The 19,469-nt window shown below is 63.9% G+C and carries 19 protein-coding genes; 3 read left to right on the top strand and 16 right to left on the bottom strand.

What is annotated here, in order from left to right; all coding sequences use genetic code 11:
* Nucleotides 1-2: 2 nt before the first annotated feature.
* The 8 genes from NCR34_RS06540 to guaB all read right to left on the bottom strand — a co-directional run bounded on the left by NCR34_RS06540 (nt 3) and on the right by guaB (nt 9,031).
* Complete coding sequence (locus tag NCR34_RS06540) at nt 3-1,592, bottom strand: ABC transporter substrate-binding protein (RefSeq protein ID WP_250499363.1); 1,590 nt, start codon at nt 1,590-1,592, stop codon at nt 3-5.
* A 15-nt stretch (nt 1,593-1,607) separates the two neighbouring features.
* Entirely contained in the window at nt 1,608-2,171 is a 564-nt protein-coding gene (ddpX, locus tag NCR34_RS06535) for a D-alanyl-D-alanine dipeptidase (RefSeq protein ID WP_175940159.1), read from the bottom strand.
* Between the two features lie 63 nt (nt 2,172-2,234).
* Nucleotides 2,235-2,816: an RNA 2',3'-cyclic phosphodiesterase gene (thpR, locus tag NCR34_RS06530; RefSeq protein ID WP_250499362.1), complete on the bottom strand. Its 582-nt coding sequence runs from the start codon at nt 2,814-2,816 to the stop codon at nt 2,235-2,237.
* Nucleotides 2,817-2,987: 171 nt separating this feature from the next.
* The gene (locus tag NCR34_RS06525; protein WP_250499361.1) at nt 2,988-4,235 is read right to left on the bottom strand and encodes a type II toxin-antitoxin system HipA family toxin; all 1,248 of its coding nucleotides are present in this window, start codon (nt 4,233-4,235) and stop codon (nt 2,988-2,990) included.
* Entirely contained in the window at nt 4,228-4,566 is a 339-nt protein-coding gene (locus NCR34_RS06520) for a helix-turn-helix domain-containing protein (RefSeq protein WP_250499360.1), read from the bottom strand. Before NCR34_RS06520 ends, NCR34_RS06525 begins: the two co-directional genes overlap by 8 nt.
* Nucleotides 4,567-4,940: 374 nt before the next feature.
* Complete coding sequence (gene guaA, locus NCR34_RS06515) at nt 4,941-6,524, bottom strand: glutamine-hydrolyzing GMP synthase (RefSeq protein WP_248322116.1); 1,584 nt, start codon at nt 6,522-6,524, stop codon at nt 4,941-4,943.
* Nucleotides 6,525-6,684: 160 nt separating this feature from the next.
* Nucleotides 6,685-7,515 carry a hypothetical protein gene (locus NCR34_RS06510; protein ID WP_250499359.1) on the bottom strand — a complete coding sequence of 277 codons (831 nt, stop codon included), beginning with the start codon at nt 7,513-7,515 and terminating at the stop codon, nt 6,685-6,687.
* Nucleotides 7,516-7,570: 55 nt separating this feature from the next.
* Nucleotides 7,571-9,031 (bottom strand): IMP dehydrogenase, encoded by a 1,461-nt coding sequence (guaB, locus tag NCR34_RS06505; RefSeq protein ID WP_175940153.1) that lies wholly within the window; start codon nt 9,029-9,031, stop codon nt 7,571-7,573.
* 195 nt (nt 9,032-9,226) lie between these two features.
* Here guaB and NCR34_RS06500 point away from each other — a divergent pair, with 195 nt between their 5' ends.
* A complete protein-coding gene (locus NCR34_RS06500) occupies nt 9,227-10,201 on the top strand; it encodes a DMT family transporter (RefSeq protein ID WP_250499357.1) in 975 nt (324 codons plus the stop codon).
* Between the two features lie 12 nt (nt 10,202-10,213).
* On the opposite strand, the gene NCR34_RS06495 is transcribed toward NCR34_RS06500, so the two are convergent.
* Together NCR34_RS06495 and NCR34_RS06490 are read right to left on the bottom strand one after the other, a co-directional pair.
* A complete protein-coding gene (locus NCR34_RS06495) occupies nt 10,214-10,543 on the bottom strand; it encodes an RnfH family protein (protein ID WP_250499356.1) in 330 nt (109 codons plus the stop codon).
* On the bottom strand, nt 10,540-10,977 hold the full coding sequence (locus NCR34_RS06490; RefSeq protein ID WP_175940150.1) for a type II toxin-antitoxin system RatA family toxin: 438 nt from the start codon (nt 10,975-10,977) through the stop codon (nt 10,540-10,542). Before NCR34_RS06490 ends, NCR34_RS06495 begins: the two co-directional genes overlap by 4 nt.
* A gap of 131 nt (nt 10,978-11,108) precedes the next feature.
* On the opposite strand from NCR34_RS06490, the gene smpB reads away from it, so the two are divergent.
* A complete protein-coding gene (gene smpB / locus NCR34_RS06485) occupies nt 11,109-11,558 on the top strand; it encodes an SsrA-binding protein SmpB (RefSeq protein ID WP_175940149.1) in 450 nt (149 codons plus the stop codon).
* Between the two features lie 51 nt (nt 11,559-11,609).
* On the opposite strand, the gene NCR34_RS06480 is transcribed toward smpB, so the two are convergent.
* The 3 genes from NCR34_RS06480 to ppsA all read right to left on the bottom strand — a co-directional run bounded on the left by NCR34_RS06480 (nt 11,610) and on the right by ppsA (nt 15,516).
* On the bottom strand, nt 11,610-12,536 hold the full coding sequence (locus tag NCR34_RS06480) for an SPFH domain-containing protein (RefSeq protein ID WP_250499354.1): 927 nt from the start codon (nt 12,534-12,536) through the stop codon (nt 11,610-11,612).
* Between the two features lie 40 nt (nt 12,537-12,576).
* Entirely contained in the window at nt 12,577-13,005 is a 429-nt protein-coding gene (locus tag NCR34_RS06475) for an NfeD family protein (protein WP_250499352.1), read from the bottom strand.
* Between the two features lie 93 nt (nt 13,006-13,098).
* The gene (gene ppsA, locus NCR34_RS06470; protein WP_248322110.1) at nt 13,099-15,516 is read right to left on the bottom strand and encodes a phosphoenolpyruvate synthase; all 2,418 of its coding nucleotides are present in this window, start codon (nt 15,514-15,516) and stop codon (nt 13,099-13,101) included.
* Nucleotides 15,517-15,957: 441 nt separating this feature from the next.
* Between ppsA and ppsR the strand changes: the two genes are divergently transcribed.
* Entirely contained in the window at nt 15,958-16,776 is an 819-nt protein-coding gene (gene ppsR / locus NCR34_RS06465) for a posphoenolpyruvate synthetase regulatory kinase/phosphorylase PpsR (RefSeq protein ID WP_175940145.1), read from the top strand.
* A 12-nt stretch (nt 16,777-16,788) separates the two neighbouring features.
* Here ppsR and NCR34_RS06460 read toward each other — a convergent pair whose 3' ends face one another.
* The 3 genes from NCR34_RS06460 to lpxB are packed head-to-tail and all read right to left on the bottom strand — an operon-like array spanning nt 16,789 to nt 19,457.
* On the bottom strand, nt 16,789-17,565 hold the full coding sequence (locus NCR34_RS06460) for a TrmH family RNA methyltransferase (RefSeq protein ID WP_250499351.1): 777 nt from the start codon (nt 17,563-17,565) through the stop codon (nt 16,789-16,791).
* Between the two features lie 24 nt (nt 17,566-17,589).
* Entirely contained in the window at nt 17,590-18,294 is a 705-nt protein-coding gene (rnhB, locus tag NCR34_RS06455) for a ribonuclease HII (RefSeq protein ID WP_250499350.1), read from the bottom strand.
* Entirely contained in the window at nt 18,291-19,457 is a 1,167-nt protein-coding gene (gene lpxB / locus NCR34_RS06450; RefSeq protein ID WP_250499349.1) for a lipid-A-disaccharide synthase, read from the bottom strand. The genes rnhB and lpxB overlap by 4 nt, the downstream gene beginning before the upstream one ends.
* Nucleotides 19,458-19,469 lie beyond the last annotated feature (12 nt).

Raw genomic sequence — 19,469 nt, 5'->3', positions numbered from 1 at the left:
CGTCACTGCTTCTTCAGATTGCGATACGACACGAGGTCATTGATCGGCCCGACTTCGAGACCGGTCACGCCCGGACGCGCCGCCACTTGCGACACCTTCTGGAACATGATGACGAACGGCGACTTCGCGAGCACTTCGCGCTGCATCTTCTCGTACATTTGTGCGCGCTTCGTGGTCGAGCTTTCCGCGAGCGCCGCGTTGGTTTCCTTCGTCAGATCGGGAATATTCCACGCATTGCGCCACGCGAGCATCTTGAAGCTGGACGCATCCGAGTTGTCCGGATTCCACACGAAGCCCTGCGCGTTGCTGTGCGGATCGATATAGTCCGCCGACCATTCGCCGATATAGATGTCATGCGCGCGCGCCCGGTAGCGGCCGAGCGTCTGCTTGTTGTCGCTCGGAATGAGCTGCACCTTGATGTTCGCGAGCGCGAGATTCGCCTGCACCGCCTGCGCGATCTCGCTGTACGGATAGTCGTTGCGCACGTCCATCTTCACGGTGAAGCCGTCCGCGAGCCCGGCTTTGGCGAGCAGCGCCTTCGCTTTCGCGACGTCCTGGTGATACGGGTTCTCGTTGAGCGCGCCGAGAAAGCCTTCGGGCAGAAACGTTTCGTGGACCTTGTACGTCGTGCGAATCACGTTCTTCTGGATGCCCTGATAGTCGATCAGCCACTTCATCGCTTCCCAGACTTCCGGCTTCGCCAGGTACTGATTCTTGTTGTTCAGACCGAGATACATGAGCGTCGCCTGCGGCACGGCCGTCGCCTTGATGACGCCGTTCTTCGAGAGCGTGTCGAGGTCGTCGGGGCTCAAATCGCGCGCCACGTCGATATCGCCGTTCTGGATCATCAGGCGCTGGCTCGCCGCCTCGGTCACATGGCGCAGCACGATGCGCTTCATCGCGAGCGGCAGGCGATACCCGTCGAAACGTTGCAGCACGATGCTGTCGTTCGCCGTCCACTTCACGAGCTTGTACGCGCCGGAACCGGCCTCGTCGGTCTTGAGCCAGTCGTTGCCGTAGTCGTTACCCTTCGCGTGCGATTCCAGCAGCTTGCGGTCCACCACCGACGCCGGCCACGCGCCCAGCACGTTGAGCACGAAAGTCGGCGCGTAGCGTTGATCGGTCGTTACGGACACCGTGGTGTCGTCGATCTTCTTCACGTTCGCGAGCGCGTTGGCCTTCGTGATGCCGATGCCCGCGAGCACCGCCGCCGCGCCCTTGTCGAGCAACGCCGTGCGCTGGATGGACCACGCGACGTCATCGGCCGTGAGCGGATTGCCGGAATGGAACTTGAGGCCGGAGCGGATCTTGAACGTGAACGTGAGCCCGTCCGGGCTGACCGTCCACGACTGCGCGACGTCGCCGTTGAACTTCGAGGGGTCTTTCAGATCGACGCGCACCAGCCGGTCGTACGTGTTCGCGACGTATTCCTCCGGCACGAGCTCGTAGACTTCGCCCGGATCGAGCGTGGTGAATTCGTCGAGCAGCGTCGCCATGACGAACATGTCTTTCGGCGTCGCCGCGTGCGCTGCGCAGGCGACGCTCAACGCCAGCGTCATCGCGACAAGGGCCTTTCGTGCGCTCAGTCTCATGGTTGTTTTTCCCGTTCACATCAGCCGCAAGGGGCCGCTTTCTTCGTTGTCGATGAGCGCGAGTTCGCGCGATCCGGGTAACTCGTAATGCCACCATTCGCTCGGAATATGCGCGAAGCCCGCGCCGTGCATCACGCCGAGCAACAGCGTGCGATTGCGCTGCACGTGAGCCGGCAGTCCCGCGTGGAAGTGGCCGGACTCCGGCACCATCGCGTCGAAGCCGGTGCCCATGTCGAACTCGATGCCGTCGCTATCGACGAGCGTCAGGTCCACCGCCGTGCCGCGGCTGTGATTCGAGCCGCGGCCGAGATCGGCGATGAACGTGGGATCGGGCAGGAAGTTCCACAGCACTTCCTGCGCTTGCGGCGGGCGGTAGGCGTCGAAGATCTTCAGCGTCGCGCCGAAGCTCTGCGCGATCGTCACCGCTTGGCGCAATGCCGCTTCGGCGGGTTCGAGCAGCAGGCAATGCTGCGTCTTGTAGATGGGCTTGCCGGTGAGATTGCGATCGGTCGCGTAGACGAGGTCGATCTGGACGTGATGCGTTTCGGGCGTGACGGGCAGCAGACGGGATCGAGTCATGTATTCGGAATCCTTGGGTCGAACCCTTCAACCTTAACCCGGACGAAAAATCCGCGAAACAGTTTATTCCGAATGTGCGGTGTCTTGTGCGTCGAGCGGCCAGCGTTCGATGACCTGATGTTCCGAGCGTCCGAGCAGACTGCGCACGAGCACGAACTCGCGCACGGTCCATGTGATCGGCTCGACGGCTTGCCGCGCGACGCGATGCTCGTCGTAGAGCAACGTCACGTGCGGGATGAAGCGCGGATGCGATTTGACGAAGATGCCGACCGATTGCAGCGACTTGTCGAGCGTATCGACGAAAGCGGAGAACGCGTCGCCCGGCTCGCCGGCTATGACGAGCGGCCGCTTGGGACGGCGCGTGGCGAAGGTTTCGACGCGGTCGAGCGTCACGTCGAACGACGGCATGTGGACCGATGACGCCGCCGCGCGCGCTGCCGCCAGCGTGTCGGCCGGCACGCCCGCGAAGGCGCCGAGGTAATGCAGCGTGATGTGCACGCGGTCGGTGGGAATGGGCCGCGCCTTCAGCGCATGCGCGGCGCGAAGCCGGGCCGCGTGGTCCCCGATGCGCGCGGCTGCGGCGGCGTCGGGGTAGACCGCGAAGAAGAGGGAGTCGGTGGGGTGGTTAGGGCGAGGGGTGTTCATGCGTCTTAATACGTTTAACTGGCATTCTTATCTTTGACGGCTGACGTCGGCACACACCGAATCAGCGCCCATGTTGTTTGGAAATTACGAACATTGTCTGTCTGAGGCGACTTGTCAGCGCCTTACCGTCATTGATACTGTTCGACGCATTAAAAAGAGGTCGAGATACCGTCACAACCGCAATGCCGCATCAAGATCATCATGTTCGAAAGCACTTGCCATGCGAGCAATCTCTGCGCGCCGGCAACCGACTTCCTGAGCAACCGCTTGCCATGTACGGGTCACGGCAGCCACCTCGCGGATCGCGGCCCGAGCCTGCTTCACCGACAAACCGAAGAACTCCGCCGCGCTCTCTAGCAGGTCGAGCGAACACGTCCCCTCGTCAAGATCGATGTTGGTCGTCAGAATGCGCGCCTTGAGGTCGGTTGGCGTGGGGTTGAGGTCATAGGCCGGTGACAACACCCAGCCGTCGCGGCCGGTCCAGAGGAAACCATGATTACGCAGATGGTCATCGACATTGGAAACCAGTACGTTGAAGGCCACGCGGCGATACAACTGGGCAGCGTCGGCTCTCGCCCTGGCACCATGTTGTGTCAGTGCATCAACCAGTTCGGGATAGCTGCCGCGTTGGCCGTCCCGAGATCCTGTCATCGACATTGCCGAGAGAAAGGGAATGCGAACACCGCCAGCGCGATCGAAGCGGCGCGACAACAGCACAGGCTTGCCCGCTACCTGTAGCAGTTCGTGATGCGGGGTCGAAATGCCGGCGCGTTCAGCCAATCGGAGGGCGACTTCCTCCCAGGCCTCGATGCTGTATTCGTCGAGCTCCTTCGGGAATTTGGCAATCGACAAATGACCGTACTGGTCGATGACCGACGCCTTGGGACGCGCGCCACCGAGCGATGATCCAGGCGCGAAGATCAGTTGCAAATCTTCATCGGTTTCCTCGTCTCGCAGGATACGCTCGGTGATTTGAAGCAGCCGGCCCAATTCGATCAGCGCGGGGACACCCGCGGGCACGGGAGCCTGGAATTCACATTCTCCGCCCCAACGGAATCGCAGCGCGCCGAGACGCGTTTCATCCGCCACGCCCAACAAGTAGTCAAGTTCACCAAGCGTCCGGACGCGCCGCCCCTCCCGTTCGGCCTGTCGACGCTCCGCGCGTTGCATGAGTCGCCGTCCCCAGGTATCGGGCGCTGAATCGCCGATCGAACCGAAAATGGACTGGTCTGGCGGCGGTGGAAAAACGCCGCGCGTCAACGCCAGCGCCGGCTCAATCGAGAACCGCCCGTCGTCGGCCAGCCATGTCTCGTCGTATTCGAACGTGACCGTTTCTTCTCGACGCGACGCATGACGCCTGAGGAGGCCTACCGGACGCGGCGAGCCATCTAGATCGATGTGCACCTCGACATCAGTCATGATCGCCCTTTCCTCTACCGCTGCGAGGCAACCTGACGCGCTGAGGCAACGCGGCGGTTGCCAGCGACTGCCCGACGGTGTCCCGCGAGGCGTCGGCGACCTGAGTCAGTCCGTCCAGCAGCCCAAGCGCCTGTAACACGGCCGCGTAGATGCCGATGCTTACCCCCGGATCGCCCGCCTCGACGCGCTGCAAAGTCGCTCTCGACGTGAACGCACGGTCGGCGACCACCGCCATGGTCAGTCGGCGACGGCGGCGGGCGTCGTGAATATCGGCGCCCAATTTGCGCAGCGCGCGCCGGACGCCGGCCGGAGGCGCGTGAGGTGTTGGCATGTTGCTAACTTCGTGAGTCTTTAGAGCTCTTAATGTATCACGAAGTTGGCATTCCCCAACCGTTGGAGTCAGAGGGAAACTTGACGTCGGGCGATACTTGAAACGCGTTCTCGTCGAGCCAGGTATTTGACCATGACCAGCCTGTAGCGCGCCGCCGGGTCATAGTCCCCGGAAGGGCCCCGGCAGGTCTCTTGCACACGGCCCCCGCATACCGTCAGCACTACCGTAGAATCGCGCCCGCTACAAGCCGGCACGAATGGATCGACGAGAAATCCTTGTAGCTTTTGATTGGTTAAAAAAGAACCCGGCAAGCGATAAACAAGCACCGACTAGTCACCGGTCGCAGGAGCCAATACTGCGACCATTTACTCCCCTCACTCCCACTCGATCGTCGCAGGCGGCTTGCCCGAGATGTCATACACGACCCGATTGATCCCGCGCACTTCGTTGATGATGCGGTTGCTCACATGCCCGAGCAGTTCATGCGGCAGATGCGCCCAGTGCGCGGTCATGAAGTCCATCGTCTGCACGGCGCGCAGCGCGACGACGTAATCGTAGGTCCGGCCATCGCCCATCACGCCGACGCTCTTCACCGGCAGAAACACCGCGAACGCCTGGCTCGTCAACTCGTACCACGACTTGCCGGTTTCCTTGTCGATGGTATTGCGCAGCGTCTCGATGAAAATGGCATCCGCGCGGCGCAGCAGATCGGCGAACTCGCGCTTCACTTCGCCGAGAATCCGCACGCCGAGACCGGGACCGGGGAACGGATGGCGATACACCATCGCGGGCGGCAGTCCCAGCTTCACGCCGAGTTCGCGCACTTCGTCCTTGAAAAGCTCGCGCAGCGGTTCGAGCAGCTTCAGCTTCAGCGTCTCGGGCAGTCCGCCGACGTTGTGGTGGCTCTTGATCGTATGCGCGCCCTTCTTGCCCTTGCCCGCCGATTCGATCACGTCCGGATAAATGGTGCCCTGCGCAAGCCATTTAGCGTCGGTGAGCTTGTGCGATTCGGCGTCGAACACTTCGATGAACTCCGCGCCGATGATCTTGCGCTTCGCCTCCGGATCCGTCACGCCGGCGAGCTTCTCGAGAAACGCTTCGCTCGCATCGACATGAATGACCTTCACGCCCAGATGATCCGCGAACGTCGACATGACCTGCTCGGCTTCGTTCTCGCGCAAGAGGCCGTGATCGACGAACACGCACGTCAGTTGGTTGCCGATCGCGCGATGCAAAAGCGCCGCGGCCACCGACGAATCCACGCCGCCCGACAAGCCGAGAATGACGTGCTCGTCGCCGACCTGCGCGCGAATTTTCGCAACGGCTTCGTCGATGTAATGGCCCATCTCCCAGTCCGCCTTCGCGCCGCACAGTTCGAGCACGAAGCGGTCGAGCATCGCGCGGCCCTGCACCGTGTGCGTGACTTCCGGGTGCCACTGCACGCCGTAGAAGCGGCGGTCGTCGTCGGCCATCGCGGCTATCGGGCACGCGGGCGTCGAGGCCATCAGCTTGAAGCCGGCCGGCATGTCGGCCACCTTGTCGCCGTGGCTCATCCAGACCTTGAGCATCGACTCGCCTTCAGCGGTCTTGAAGTCTTCGATGCCTTCCAGAAAGCCCGTGTGGTTCAGCGCCTGCACTTCCGCGTAGCCGAACTCGCGCACCTTGCCGAGCTCGACCTTGCCGCCGAGCTGGTCGGCCATCGTCTGCATGCCATAACAGATGCCGAGCACCGGTACGCCGAGATCGAACACGATCTGCGGGGCGCGCGGCGACTTCGCCTCGGTGACCGAATTCGGGCCGCCCGACAGGATGATGCCCTTCGGCGCGAACTCGCGGATGAACGTCTCGTCGACGTCGTACGGATGGATTTCCGAGTAGACGTGCGACTCGCGGATGCGCCGGGCGATCAGCTGGGTGACTTGGGAGCCGAAATCGAGAATCAGGATTTTGTCGTGCATGGCTGCGGCCAAAGGCTAAGTGAACGAATGGTGTGGGCGGCCGTCCCGGTGCTGCCGGGTCCGGCTGCCAATAAATCGACGGCCGGCGCGAAGGCCGACCGTCCTTGTGTTTCCTTGCTGCGCGCGTCGCCGCGCTCGCTTTCGCGCATCTGCGGGCGCCTCAGCGCGGCGTCCCGCTTGCCGGGTCCGGCGCCACGCGGCCTGTCAGCGGGTCCACGCGCCGTCCGGTGGCCGGATCGATGTCGCTGCCGATCACCGGGTCGATGCGCCTGCCGGTGGCCGGATCGATCTCGCGGCCCGTTTGCGCATCGAGCGTGCGGCCCGTGACCGGATCGACGACGCCGGCTTCCGTGCGCGTGCGCGCAACCGGTGGCGTGGTATCGGCATCGATCGGACGCCCCGCCGGATCGACGGCGCGGCCGGTGACGGGATCGATGGCAGTGGCTTCGGGCGCGCGGGCGGCGGGACGCGTTGCCGTATCCGACGGCGACACGGCGGTCGTGGCAGGCGGCCGCGTTTCGTCGCGCTTTTGCGCCGCCTTCTTTTCCGCCCGCTCCGCCGATGCCGCGCCGGCCAGTGCCGCGCGTTCCCGCCGCCGCACCGCGCCCGCGAGCCTCACGCTGCCGAGGCCGAGCACCAGCAACACGATGCCGATCAGCGCCGCGCCGACCTGCCCGAAGCCGTCGACCTCAGGCGTGCGCAGGCCGAGCAGCCAGACCAGCACGACGATGCCCGACAGCCATTCGACATGGCCCGACGCCCTTGCGGCTGCGGCGGTCAGCGCACCGTCGATGGCCGCGTGCAGCGACAGCCACGCGAAACCGATCAGCGCGATGCCGAGCAGTTGCCCGGCGAACGCCGGTTCCACTCGCATCGCGTCGAGTTGCAGCGCGTCGTAGAGTCCCGCCCACGGCGTCAGCAGGAACAGCACGCCGAACACCAGAAAAATGAGGGCATTGACGACCAGCACGACGCGCAGCAACGGTTTCATGATCGGTCCACGAGGTTATCGGCGCAAAAGCCGGGAGACGGCGCGAGCAAGCCGGTCAGTCGACGTGATAGTTCGGCGCTTCCTTGGTGATCTGCACGTCATGCACGTGCGATTCGCGCATGCCCGCCGCCGTGATCTGCACGAATTCCGCCTTGTCGTGCAGTTCCGCGATGGTGCGGCAGCCACAATAGCCCATGCTCGCGCGCACGCCGCCGACGACCTGGAACAGGATGGCGTTGACCGAGCCCTTGTAGGCCACGCGGCCTTCGATGCCTTCCGGCACGAGCTTGTCGATGTTCGCCGAGTTGTCCTGGAAATAGCGATCCGCCGCGCCGTCCTTCATCGCGCCGACCGAGCCCATGCCGCGGTACGCCTTGTACTGACGGCCCTGGAACAGGAACACGTCGCCCGGCGACTCTTCGGTGCCGGCCAGCATGCTGCCCATCATCACGACGTTCGCGCCTGCCGCGAGCGCCTTCGCCACATCGCCCGAGAAACGCACGCCGCCGTCCGCGATAACCGGCACGCCGCTGCCGCGCAGCGCCTCGGACACGTTCGCGATAGCCGTGATCTGCGGCACGCCCACGCCCGCGACGATACGCGTCGTGCAGATGGAGCCCGGGCCGATGCCGACCTTCACGGCGTCCGCGCCGTACTCGACGAGCGCCTTGGCCGCCGCCGCCGTCGCGATGTTGCCGCCGATCACCTGCACGCGCGGATAGTTCTGCTTGACCCAGCGCACGCGCTCCAGCACGCCCTGGCTATGTCCGTGCGCCGTGTCGACGACGATCACGTCCACGCCCGCCTGCGCCAGCAGATCGACACGCTCTTCGTTGTCCGGGCCCACGCCGACCGCCGCGCCCACGCGCAGCTTGCCGTCTTCGTCCTTGCAGGCGTCCGGGTTCTCGGTCTGCTTCGTGATGTCCTTCACGGTCATCAGGCCGCGCAGTTCGAACGCGTCGTTGACCACCAGCACGCGTTCCAGGCGATGGCTGTGCATCAGCGCCTTCGCTTCGGCGAGCGACGTGCCTTCCTTGACCGTCACGAGACGCTCGCGCGGCGTCATGATGTTGCGCACCGGTTCGTCGAGCCGCTCTTCGAAACGCAGGTCGCGGTTGGTGACGATGCCGATGAGTTGCGTGCCTTCCACCACCGGGAAGCCCGAGATGCCGTGCTGCTGCGTGAGCGCGATGACATCGCGCACGCGCATTTGCGGCGGCACGGTGATCGGGTCGCGCACGACGCCGGACTCGAAGCGCTTGACCTTCGCGACTTCGCGCGCCTGTTCCTTCGCGGTGAGATTCTTGTGAACGATGCCGATGCCGCCCATCTGCGCCATGGCGATGGCGAGCCGGCCTTCGGTGACCGTGTCCATGGCGGCGGACACGAGGGGCATATTCAGGGAGATGTTGCGAGTCAGCTGGGATTTCAGGCTGGTATCGCGCGGAAGAACGCTGGAGAACGCAGGCACGAGGAGCACGTCATCGAACGTGAGTGCTTTCTGGATCAGACGCATGGCAAATCCTATGGGCGCAAAAGCAGATTATACCGATAGTTCCCCGCATTTTCACTGCCCGAACAGCAGGTTACGGCCGATCGACGCAAAATCCGGGCCGGCGGCGGCGCGCCACGCGGTGCAGGTTTGAACAAGACGCGGGCGGCGCGCCGCGCTACGCTTTCGCGTCATTCGAGTGCAAGTCGGAGTCGGTTCATGCAGCGCGGTGTCGCTTACGGAATGCTGGCGGGAGCCATCTGGGGTTTCATTTTTCTCGCGCCGCGCCTGTTGCCGGACTTCTCGCCGCTCATGCTGAGCATCGGGCGCTACGTGATGTATGGCGTCGTGTCGCTGGCCGCCGCCCTGCCGTTCGCGCGACGGCTCGCCGCGAAGCTCACGCGCGCCGATGTGATCGCGCTCGTGAAGCTTGCGCTCGTCGGCAATCTGCTCTACTACATGCTGCTCGCGAGCGCGGTGCAACTCGTGGGCGTGGCGCCGTCTTCGCTAATCGTCGGCATTCTGCCGGTGACGGTGACGCTCGCGGGCCGGCGCGATCATGGCGCGGTCGAGCTCAAGCGCCTCGCCGCGCCGCTCTTGCTGGTGCTCGCGGGCATCGCGTGCATCAATCTGGACGTGTTCAGCGACGTCTTCACGCCTCACGGCGACGCAAGTGCGAGTAGCGTGCTCACGCGCCTTGCCGGGCTCGCGTGCGCGGTCGGCGCGCTGGCGTCGTGGACGTGGTATGCGGTTGTCAACGCGCGCTATCTGCAGGCGAACCGCCACTTCGACGGCAACGAGTGGTCCGTGCTGTGGGGCATCGTGACAGGCGTGCTCGGCGCGGTCCTCGGGGCGGTTGTCTGGATGTTGCCCGCCGGTGTCGCGCAGGCGAGCGTGCCGGCCGCGCGCTGGCATCTGTTCTGGACCGTGTGCTTCGCGCTGGCGACGGGCGGTTCGTGGCTCGGCAACATGCTGTGGAACGCGGCGGCGAAACGCCTGCCGCTCACGCTTTCCGGGCAGATGATCGCGTTCGAAACGCTCTTCGCCCTGCTCTATGCTTTTGTCTACGACGCCCGCTGGCCGCGCGCTCCGGAAATGCTGGCTATCGTGCTGCTGCTGGCGGGCGTGAGCTGGTCGGTGCGGCAACATACCGTCGAGCCGGCGGCGGCATCGAAGGAAGCGCCCGCGCATTGATGCGATCGTGGATCAGCGGGAATCCTTCGACTGCCACTTGCGCCCTTCGATGGACCCCGCCTTGCGGGCCTTGTCCACGCGGCGCTGGCGCGCGGTCTTCGGATCGACCTTCAGCGGCCGATAAATCTCGACGCGGTCGAAATCGGCGAGCGCCGCATCGAGCGCCTGCAGCTTGCCGAACACGCCGACCTTCTGCGTCGTCAAGTCGATCTCGGGATGCGCTCTCAGCACGCCGCTCGCCTCGATGGCTTCGCGCACGGTCGCGCCGTCGCGCAGATCGACGCGCGCGAGAAAGCTCTTGCCGCCCGGCAGGCCGTAGCAGACATCGATATGCAGATTCATTTCTTGCCGTACCGCTGATCCGCGCGCTTCACGAACGAATCGACGAAGGTGTTCGCGATATGGCTGAACACCGGCCCGATGATTTTCTCGAGAATCAAATTCGAGAACTCGTAGTGCAGCGCGAATTCGATCTTGCACGCGTCCGCGCGCAGCGGCGTGAAGCGCCAGTAGCCCGTGAACTTCTTGAAAGGGCCGCTCAGGAACTCCATATCGATGTTCGTCGGGCGCTTCTGCACGTTGCGCGTCGCGAAGTGCTGCTTGATGCCCTTGAAGTTGATGTCGATCTTCGCTTCCATGCCGGTCTCGTCCTGGCGGCCGATCTCGACGCCGCCGCACCACGGCAGGAAGTTGGGGTAGTCGGCGACATCGGTGACGAGGTCGAACATTTCTTCCGCTGAATGGCGGATCAATACGGTTTTCTGGACGTCGGCCATAAGGGCGCAGCGGGTTACTGGATCGGGTGGCGGCGCGTGCGGCTTTAAGCGATGAGCTATGTCTGCCCATCGTGCGTCAAGCGGCGCGCTGCTAAAATCGTGATTTTAAACGAGTTGGGCACTTTCCATTCATGAGCATCATTGACAACAGAAAAGCCTTCTTCGATTACTTCATCGAAGAACGCTACGAGGCCGGTCTCGTGCTCGAAGGCTGGGAAGTCAAGGCGCTGCGCGAAGGCCGCGGGCAGATCAAGGAAGGCTATGTCGTGATCAAGAACGGCGAACTGTTCCTGATCGGCACGCACATCAGCCCGCTGCCCGAGGCGTCGAAGTTCGCCAATCTGGACCCGGTGCGCACGCGCAAGCTGCTCTTGCATCGCGAGCAGATCGACAAACTCATCGGCAAGGTGGAGCAGCGCGGCCATACGCTCGTGCCGCTCAATTTCCATTACAAGGAAGGCCGCGTGAAGTGCGAGATCGGCCTGGCGAAGGGCAAGAAGCTGCACGACAAGCGCGAGACCGAGAAGAAGCGCGACTGGGAACGCGAGCGCGCGCGCCTGATGCGCACGGCCGCGCGCTGATCGTTCACGGTTGCATACAACAAGGGGCGCTTCGAAGCGCCCCTTCTTGCATCAACTCGTTCGGATGACGCCGCCGCCCTCGCCCTTCACGATGGCGAGCGCCGACGCGATCATCGAACTCATGTCGGACATGTTGCCCGGCACGATCAGCGTGTTGCCGGTCTTCGCGATGTTCGCGAACGCGCCGACATACTGCTCCGCGACCTTCAGGTTCACCGCGTCCATGCCGCCCGCCGACTGAATGGCGGCGCCGATCTTCTCGATGGCCTGCGCGTTCGCCTCGGCCACCGCGAGAATCGCCGATGCCTCGCCCTGCGCCTGATTGATCGCCGCCTGACGTTCGCCCTCGGACTTCTGGATGGCCGCTTCGCGCGCGCCCGACGCCAGATTGATCTGCTCCTGCTTGCGCCCTTCCGACGCCGCGATCAGCGCGCGCTTCTCGCGCTCGGCGGTGATCTGCGCCTGCATCGCGTGGAGAATCTCCTTCGGCGGCGTCAGGTCCTTGATCTCATAGCGCAGCACCTTCACGCCCCAGTTGGACGCAGCTTCGTCGAGCGCATTCACGATGCTGTGATTGATGTACTCGCGCTCCTCGAACGTTTTGTCGAGCTCCAGCTTGCCTATGACCGAGCGCAGCGTGGTCTGCGAAAGCTGCGTGATGGCCAGCACAAAGTTGCTCGAACCGTACGACGCCTTCATCGGGTCGGTGACCTGGAAGTACAGCACGCCGTCCACCTGAAGTTGCGTGTTGTCGCGCGTGATGCAGACCTGGCTCGGCACGTCGAGCGGAATTTCCTTGAGCACGTGCTTGTACGCGATCCGATCGACGAACGGCAACACGATGTTCAGCCCCGGCGTGAGCGTGGCGTGATAGCGGCCGAGGCGTTCCAGCACCCACGCGTGCTGTTGCGGAACGATCTTGACCGTGTTGACCACGATCACGATTGCGATGACGAGCAGGACGACGGCGATAGTCATGTGTGACTCCTTCAGTTCTTATGCGGCGAGTGTGCGTGCTCTAGCGTTTGGCGGCGACCACGAGCCGGCTTCCGTCGAGCGCGGTGATGCGATACCAGCGCGCGCTTTCCGATTCGCCCGGCGCCAGCTCGACGTCCCACTCCGCGCCGCGGTACATCGCGCGGGCGCGGCGGTCGTGCCATTCGGCGACTTCCAGCGTCGCGCCGATGTCGAGGTTCACGGCGGCATCGCGCGAGGCGTCGCGCCGCTTGCGGCTTCCGAAGCGGGAACGACGCAATGCGGCGACGGCGATCAATGCGACGAGCGCCGCGACGCCCAGTTGCACGTGCAGCGCAAGCCCGACGGCGAACGCGATGCCGCCCGCGATCATCCCGAGCGCGATCATCAACAGATAGAACGTGCCGGTGAAAAGCTCGGTGACGATCAGCGCGCCGGCTGCTATCCACCAGATGAGTTCATGGGTCGCCATGCCAGTCTCCAAACGAAAACACCCCGGAGGGTCCGGGGTGTTTTTTATAGCACGCAGCGCCTTCCCGAAAGCATCCGGAAAGGCGTGACCGACTTATTTTGACAATGTGGTCGCGAGCTTCTGCCACGTGTCGATGATCGTGTCCGGGTTCAGCGACATCGATTCGATGCCCTGCTTCGCCAGCCACTCGGCGAGGTCCGGATGATCCGACGGCCCCTGGCCGCAGATGCCCACGTACTTGTTCAGTCTCAGGCACGTTTCGATGGCGCGCTTCAGCATGAACTGCACGGCTTCGTCGCGCTCGTCGAAGTCGGCCGCGAGCAGTTCCATGCCGGAGTCACGGTCGAGACCGAGCGTCAACTGCGTCAGGTCGTTCGAGCCGATCGAGAAACCGTCGAAGTATTCGAGGAACTGTTCGGCGAGAATCGCGTTGCTCGGCACTTCGCACATCATCACGAGCTTGAGACCGTTCACGCCGCGCTTCAGGCCGAACTTCTCGAGCAGCCCGACCACGCGCTCCGCCTGCTTCAGCGTGCGCACGAACGGCACCATGATCTCGACGTTGTCCAGACCCATTTCCTCGCGCACCTTCTTCAGCGCGATGCATTCCATGTGGAACGCCTCGGCGAAGTCTTCCGCGATGTAGCGCGACGCGCCGCGGAAACCGAGCATCGGGTTCTCTTCGTCCGGCTCGTAGCGCGAACCGCCGATCAGCTTCTTGTACTCGTTCGACTTGAAGTCCGACAGACGCACGATGACGGGCTTCGGATAGAACGCCGCCGCGATCGTGGCGATGCCTTCGGTCAGCTTGTCGACATAGAACGCGCGCGGCGACGCGTGGCCACGCGCGACGCTTTCGACCGCTTTCTTGAGATCGGCGTCGACGTTCGGGTACTCCAGAATCGCCTTCGGGTGCACGCCGATGTTGTTGTTGATGATGAACTCGAGCCGCGCGAGGCCGACGCCCGCGTTCGGCAACTGCGCGAAGTCGAACGCGAGCTGCGGATTGCCGACGTTCATCATGATCTTGACCGGAATCTTCGGCAGTTCGCCGCGCTGGACTTCGGTCACTTCGGTTTCGAGCAGGCCGTCGTAGATCTTGCCTTCGTCGCCTTCCGCGCACGACACGGTGACGAGCGCGCCGTCCTTCAGCACGTCGGTCGCGTCGCCGCAGCCGACCACCGCCGGCACGCCCAGCTCACGCGCGATGATCGCCGCGTGGCAGGTGCGCCCGCCGCGATTCGTGACGATGGCCGATGCGCGCTTCATCACCGGCTCCCAGTTGGGATCGGTCATGTCGGCGACGAGCACGTCGCCCGGCTGCACGCGTTCCATTTCCGACGGATCGTAGATCACGCGCACGGGACCCGCGCCGATCTTCTGCCCGATGGCGCGGCCCGTGGCGAGCACGTTCGACTGGCCCTTCAGCTTGAAGCGCATCTCGGCCTTGCCCGCCGCCTGGCTCTTCACCGTTTCAGGACGCGCCTGAAGGATGAACAGCTTGCCGTCGCGGCCGTCCTTGCCCCACTCGATGTCCATCGGACGCTGATAGTGCTTCTCGATGATGACCGCGTACTTCGCGAGCTCGATCACGTCTTCGTCCGAAATCGAGAAGCGGTTGCGCTGCTCGTGCGGCACGTCGACGGTCTTCACGCGGCCCGGTTCGCCCGGCTGCGTGAACTCCATCTTGATGAGCTTGGAGCCGATGGAACGGCGGATGATCGGATACTTGTTCTGCGCGAGCGTGGTCTTGAAGACGTGGAATTCGTCCGGATTCACCGCGCCCTGCACCACGGTTTCGCCGAGGCCGTAGCTCGACGTGATGAAGACCGTGTCCTTGAAGCCGGACTCGGTGTCGATGGTGAACATCACGCCCGCGGCGCCGACGTCCGAGCGCACCATGCGCTGCACGCCGGCCGACAGCGCGACTTCCGCGTGCGTGAAGCCCTTGTGGACGCGATACGAGATGGCGCGGTCGTTGTACAGCGACGCGAACACGTGCTTCATGCGGTCGAGCACGTCTTCGATGCCGACCACGTTCAGATAGCTTTCCTGCTGCCCCGCGAACGATGCGTCGGGCAGGTCTTCGGCCGTGGCGGACGAGCGCACGGCGAACGACAGCTCTTCGGGCGAGCTTTTTTGCAGGACTTCGAATTGACGGCGGATTTCGTCTTCGAGACGCGGCTGCAGCGGCGCGTCGACGATCCACTGACGGATTTCCTTGCCGGCCTCGGCAAGCGCCTTCACGTCGTCGACGTCGAGCGTCTCGAGACGTTTGGCGATGCGCTCCGTCAGTTCATTGTGATGGAGGAAGTCGCGGAATGCGAGCGCGGTCGTGGCGAAGCCCGTCGGCACGCTGACGCCGGCTTCGGAAAGCTGGCTGATCATTTCGCCGAGCGACGCATTCTTGCCACCGACGATTTCCACGTCGGTCATTCGCAACTGCTCGAATGGAACTACATACGCTTGATCCTTTGCGACATCGTTCGCAACATTGACTGCGTTGGTCATACAAGCCCCTAAGGTGGATGGAATTCACGATCGCACGAGTGGGCTCGCATGCGGCGGCGCTCATTGGAAGCGCCGGCGCATCTCGTACAACCTGTTTGATAAGCCTTCGCGGCGGTGAATGAACCGCACTCCGGTTTACCGAAAATCGCGCAGTCATGCGGTGAAAACGCACGAACTACCCGTCAATTGAGGAAGATCAGGCTCAATCTCGACGCAATTGCTTATCGAACAGGTTGCCGCTATTCTACCGTGCCGATTCTCGCATTTGTCTGGGCACGGACAGTAAATCCACGGCAAAATCGAGGTCTTTCACGCCTCTTGGTGCGCCTGCGCACACGTTTGGGCCGCTCAATGTAACACACGCTCAGGCGAGGCCGCCTGACCGCGCACGCTCCGGTTGGAGCGTGCTGTTTTCAACTCGTTCCCACTGGTTCACCGCTGATGCCGCCTTCCGTATTCATCGTTTCCGACGGTACCGGGATCACCGCCGAAACGTTCGCGCACTCGATCCTCGCCCAGTTCGACCAGAAATTCCGGCTCGTGCGCGTGCCGTTCGTCGATTCCATCGACAAGGCGCATGCCACCGTCGAGAAGATCAACGAAGCCGTGTCGCTCGACGGACGCCGCCCGATCGTGTTCACCACGCTCGTGGACAGCGCATCGAACGAGATCGTCAAGCGCTGCAACGCGCTCGTGCTCGACATGTTCCAGACGTTCATCGAGCCGCTCGAACACGAACTGGAAATCAAGTCGACGCATGCGATGGGCCGCGTCCACCAGAACGCCGACACCGAGGAGTACAAGAATCGCATCGAGGCGATCAACTTCTCGCTCGCGCACGACGACGGCCAGTCCAACCGCAATCTGACCGAAGCGGACGTGATTCTGGTCGGCGTGTCGCGCAGCGGCAAGACGCCGACGAGCCTCTACCTCGCGATGCAATACGGCGTGAAGGCCGCGAACTATCCGCTGATTCCGGAAGACTTCGAACGAGGCAAGCTGCCGACGCCGCTTTTGGAACATCGCGACAAGATGTTCGGTCTGTCGATCGATCCGCAGCGCCTAGCCGAAATTCGCAACGAGCGCCGGCCCGGCAGCAAGTACGCGGCGCTGGAAAATTGCCGGTACGAGATCAACGAAGCCGAGAGCATGATGAAGCGCGAAGGCATCAAGTGGCTGTCCTCGACGCATAAGTCGATCGAGGAAATCGCCACGACGATCCTTCAGGAAATCAAGCCCGAGCGGCCTTCGTACTATTGATTGAAGTTTGATTCAGCGCTGCTGGCGGCACTGCTCGAAAAGGCAGATGGCCGCCGCGGCCGCGACATTGAGCGATTCCATGCCGCCCGGCTGCGGAATCGTCACGCGATGCGTCACGGCATCGCGCCAAACCTGCGACACGCCCGCGCCCTCGTTGCCGAACACCCACGCCACGGGCGACGACAGATCGCAATCATAAATGGCGACGGCGCCGTGCGAATCCGTGATCGTGACCGGCACGTCGAGCCGCGCGATGAGTCCGGCCGGATCGGCGTCCTCGAAGATATCCAGCAGAAAGTGCGCGCCCATGCCCGAGCGCAGCACCTTCGACGACCACGCGTACGCGGTGCCCGGCGCGCAGAACACGCGCCCGACGCCCGCCGCCGCCGCGCTGCGCAGAATTGAGCCGACATTGCCCGAATCCTGAATGCCGTCGAGGATCACGCACGTCTCGCCGACGCGCTCGGGTAGAGCCGCTTCGATCTTCTCGACGAGCAGCAACATGCCCACGCCGTGCACGACGCTCGATAGCTGTCCGAAAAGCACATCCGGCAACACGATCACGCGCTTCTCTTCGATGCGCGCCACGATCTCGCGGGCTTCCGCGTGCGTGAGCGCGCCCTCGGTGACGACACACGTTTCCGGCTCGCCGGCGGTGTCCAGATAAGCAGCGGCGAGATGCAGACCTTCGAGCAGCGCGTGACCGCTGCGCCGCTGCTGCGCCGTCGAGCCGGCGAGCGCCTTCAGGCGCTTGTAGAGCGGGTTGTCCCGCGAAGTGACGGATTTCACGTTGGAATGGAACGGCGAGGCTGCTCAGAACGGATGCGCTTCGGGATCGGCGTCGAGCGCGGCGGTGGCCTGAATGACTTCGGGCGCGATGTCGGGCAGCACCGAGCCGAAGCGAAGATGCGCCTCGCGCACCGGCGCGAACGAACGCCGGTGATGCTCGCAAGGCCCGTGTTCGCGCAGCGCGGCGAGATGTTGCGGCGTGCCGTAGCCCGCGTGCACGTTGAAACCGTACATCGGATGAGCCTCGTGCAGTTCGCACAGCAGACGGTCGCGCGTGACCTTGGCGAGAATCGACGCCGCCGAAATTTGCTTGACGAGCGCGTCGCCGCCAATCACGGCTTCCGCGCGTATCGACAGCACCGGGCAGCGATTGCCGTCCACTTTCACGAGCGTCGGCGCGACCGACAAGCCTTCGACCGCGCGCTTCATCGCGAGCATCGACGCGTGCAGGATGTTGATGGTGTCGATTTCCTCGACGCTCGCCGACGCGATGCAATACGCGAGCGCGCGATCCACGATCTTCTCGTAGAGTTCCTCGCGCTTCTTCGCGGAAAGCGCCTTCGAATCGTCCAGTCCGTTGATGCGCGGCTTCGCCGGATCGAAGATCACGGCGGCGGCCACGACCGGCCCCGCGAGCGGGCCGCGCCCGGCTTCATCGACACCGCAGACGATGTCGAACGGCGAGCTGAAGTCGAGTCCGCGTTGCGCCGACCGGTTCGCAGCCTTCATTGCGGTCTCCGCGTGTCGAGCACTCGCGCCACGGCTTCGGCCGCCCGCTGCGACGTGTTTTGGCGCAGCGCGATGTGCATCTCGGTGAAAATCTCGGTCAGGGTACGGCGGTTCGCGTCGTCGTTCAACTGTTTCAGCGTGGCCTCGGCGAGGGCTTCGGGCGTCGCGAAATGCTGGAGGATTTCCGGCACGACGAAACGGCCCGCGAGAATGTTCGGCAAGCCCACGTACGGCAGATAGCCCTGCCGCTTCATGATCTGTCCCGTGAGCCAGGGCACCTTGTACGAGATGACCATCGGCTTTTTGAGGAGCGCCGCTTCGAGCGTGACCGTGCCGCTTTTGACGAGAATCGCATCGGCGGCGGTCATTGCGGTTTGCGCGCGGCCGTCCGTGATCGTCAGCGACAGATGCGGATGCGCCTCCACCAACGGTTGCAGCAACTCGCGCAGCGCCGGGTTCGCGGCCGGCATCAAGAATCGCACGTTCGGCTCGCGAAGCTGCATCAACTCCATGGCGTCGAAAAACGTCGGGCCGATCAGCGCGATTTCGGAACGGCGGCTGCCCGGCAGCACCGCGATGACCGGCCCGCCTTCCGCGATGCCGAGCTCGCGCCGCGCGGCCGCGGTATCCGGTTCGAGCGGAATTTCGTCGGCGAGCGGATGGCCCACGTAGCTTGCCGCGACGCCCGACTTCGCCAGCAGCGCCGTTTCGAACGGAAACACGCAGAGCATGTGATCCACGGCTTTCACGATCTTCTTGATGCGCCCGCCGCGCCACGCCCAGATCGACGGACACACGAAATGCACGGTCGGAATGCCGGCTTCGCGCAGCGGCTGTTCGAGCCCGAAGTTGAAGTCCGGCGCATCCACGCCGATGAACACCGACGGTGGATCCGCCAGCAACTGCCGCTTCAGCTCGTTGCGAATGCCGAGGATTTCGGGAATATGCCGCAGCGCCTCGACGTAGCCGCGCACGGTCAGCTTGTCCATCGGCCAGTGCGCTTCGAAGCCGGCCGCCGTCATGCGCGGGCCGCCGATGCCGCTATAGCGCGTTCCGGCCGGCAGCCGCTCCTGCAAGCCTGTGAGCAGCGAGGCCGCGAGCAGATCGCCGGACGGCTCGCCCGCGACCATCGCGATACGCGGCGCAGTGGTGATAAGCGTCATCGGATGGCGCGA

The sequence above is a fragment of the Caballeronia sp. GAWG1-5s-s genome, from assembly GCF_023631445.1.
GTDB lineage: Bacteria > Pseudomonadota > Gammaproteobacteria > Burkholderiales > Burkholderiaceae > Caballeronia.
This window is presented reverse-complemented; position numbering and strand designations above follow the sequence as displayed.

What these genes read in the sequence shown, in the direction of transcription:
- NCR34_RS06540 (WP_250499363.1), bottom strand. Translation starts at nt 1,592, where the DNA reads ATGAGACTGAGCGCACGAAAGGCCCTTGTCGCGATGACGCTGGCGTTG.
- ddpX (WP_175940159.1), bottom strand. Translation starts at nt 2,171, where the DNA reads ATGACTCGATCCCGTCTGCTGCCCGTCACGCCCGAAACGCATCACGTC.
- thpR (WP_250499362.1), bottom strand. Translation starts at nt 2,816, where the DNA reads ATGAACACCCCTCGCCCTAACCACCCCACCGACTCCCTCTTCTTCGCG.
- NCR34_RS06525 (WP_250499361.1), bottom strand. Translation starts at nt 4,235, where the DNA reads ATGACTGATGTCGAGGTGCACATCGATCTAGATGGCTCGCCGCGTCCG.
- NCR34_RS06520 (WP_250499360.1), bottom strand. Translation starts at nt 4,566, where the DNA reads ATGCCAACACCTCACGCGCCTCCGGCCGGCGTCCGGCGCGCGCTGCGC.
- guaA (WP_248322116.1), bottom strand. Translation starts at nt 6,524, where the DNA reads ATGCACGACAAAATCCTGATTCTCGATTTCGGCTCCCAAGTCACCCAG.
- NCR34_RS06510 (WP_250499359.1), bottom strand. Translation starts at nt 7,515, where the DNA reads ATGAAACCGTTGCTGCGCGTCGTGCTGGTCGTCAATGCCCTCATTTTT.
- guaB (WP_175940153.1), bottom strand. Translation starts at nt 9,031, where the DNA reads ATGCGTCTGATCCAGAAAGCACTCACGTTCGATGACGTGCTCCTCGTG.
- NCR34_RS06500 (WP_250499357.1), top strand. Translation starts at nt 9,227, where the DNA reads ATGCAGCGCGGTGTCGCTTACGGAATGCTGGCGGGAGCCATCTGGGGT.
- NCR34_RS06495 (WP_250499356.1), bottom strand. Translation starts at nt 10,543, where the DNA reads ATGAATCTGCATATCGATGTCTGCTACGGCCTGCCGGGCGGCAAGAGC.
- NCR34_RS06490 (WP_175940150.1), bottom strand. Translation starts at nt 10,977, where the DNA reads ATGGCCGACGTCCAGAAAACCGTATTGATCCGCCATTCAGCGGAAGAA.
- smpB (WP_175940149.1), top strand. Translation starts at nt 11,109, where the DNA reads ATGAGCATCATTGACAACAGAAAAGCCTTCTTCGATTACTTCATCGAA.
- NCR34_RS06480 (WP_250499354.1), bottom strand. Translation starts at nt 12,536, where the DNA reads ATGACTATCGCCGTCGTCCTGCTCGTCATCGCAATCGTGATCGTGGTC.
- NCR34_RS06475 (WP_250499352.1), bottom strand. Translation starts at nt 13,005, where the DNA reads ATGGCGACCCATGAACTCATCTGGTGGATAGCAGCCGGCGCGCTGATC.
- ppsA (WP_248322110.1), bottom strand. Translation starts at nt 15,516, where the DNA reads ATGACCAACGCAGTCAATGTTGCGAACGATGTCGCAAAGGATCAAGCG.
- ppsR (WP_175940145.1), top strand. Translation starts at nt 15,958, where the DNA reads ATGCCGCCTTCCGTATTCATCGTTTCCGACGGTACCGGGATCACCGCC.
- rnhB (WP_250499350.1), bottom strand. Translation starts at nt 18,294, where the DNA reads ATGAAGGCTGCGAACCGGTCGGCGCAACGCGGACTCGACTTCAGCTCG.
- lpxB (WP_250499349.1), bottom strand. Translation starts at nt 19,457, where the DNA reads ATGACGCTTATCACCACTGCGCCGCGTATCGCGATGGTCGCGGGCGAG.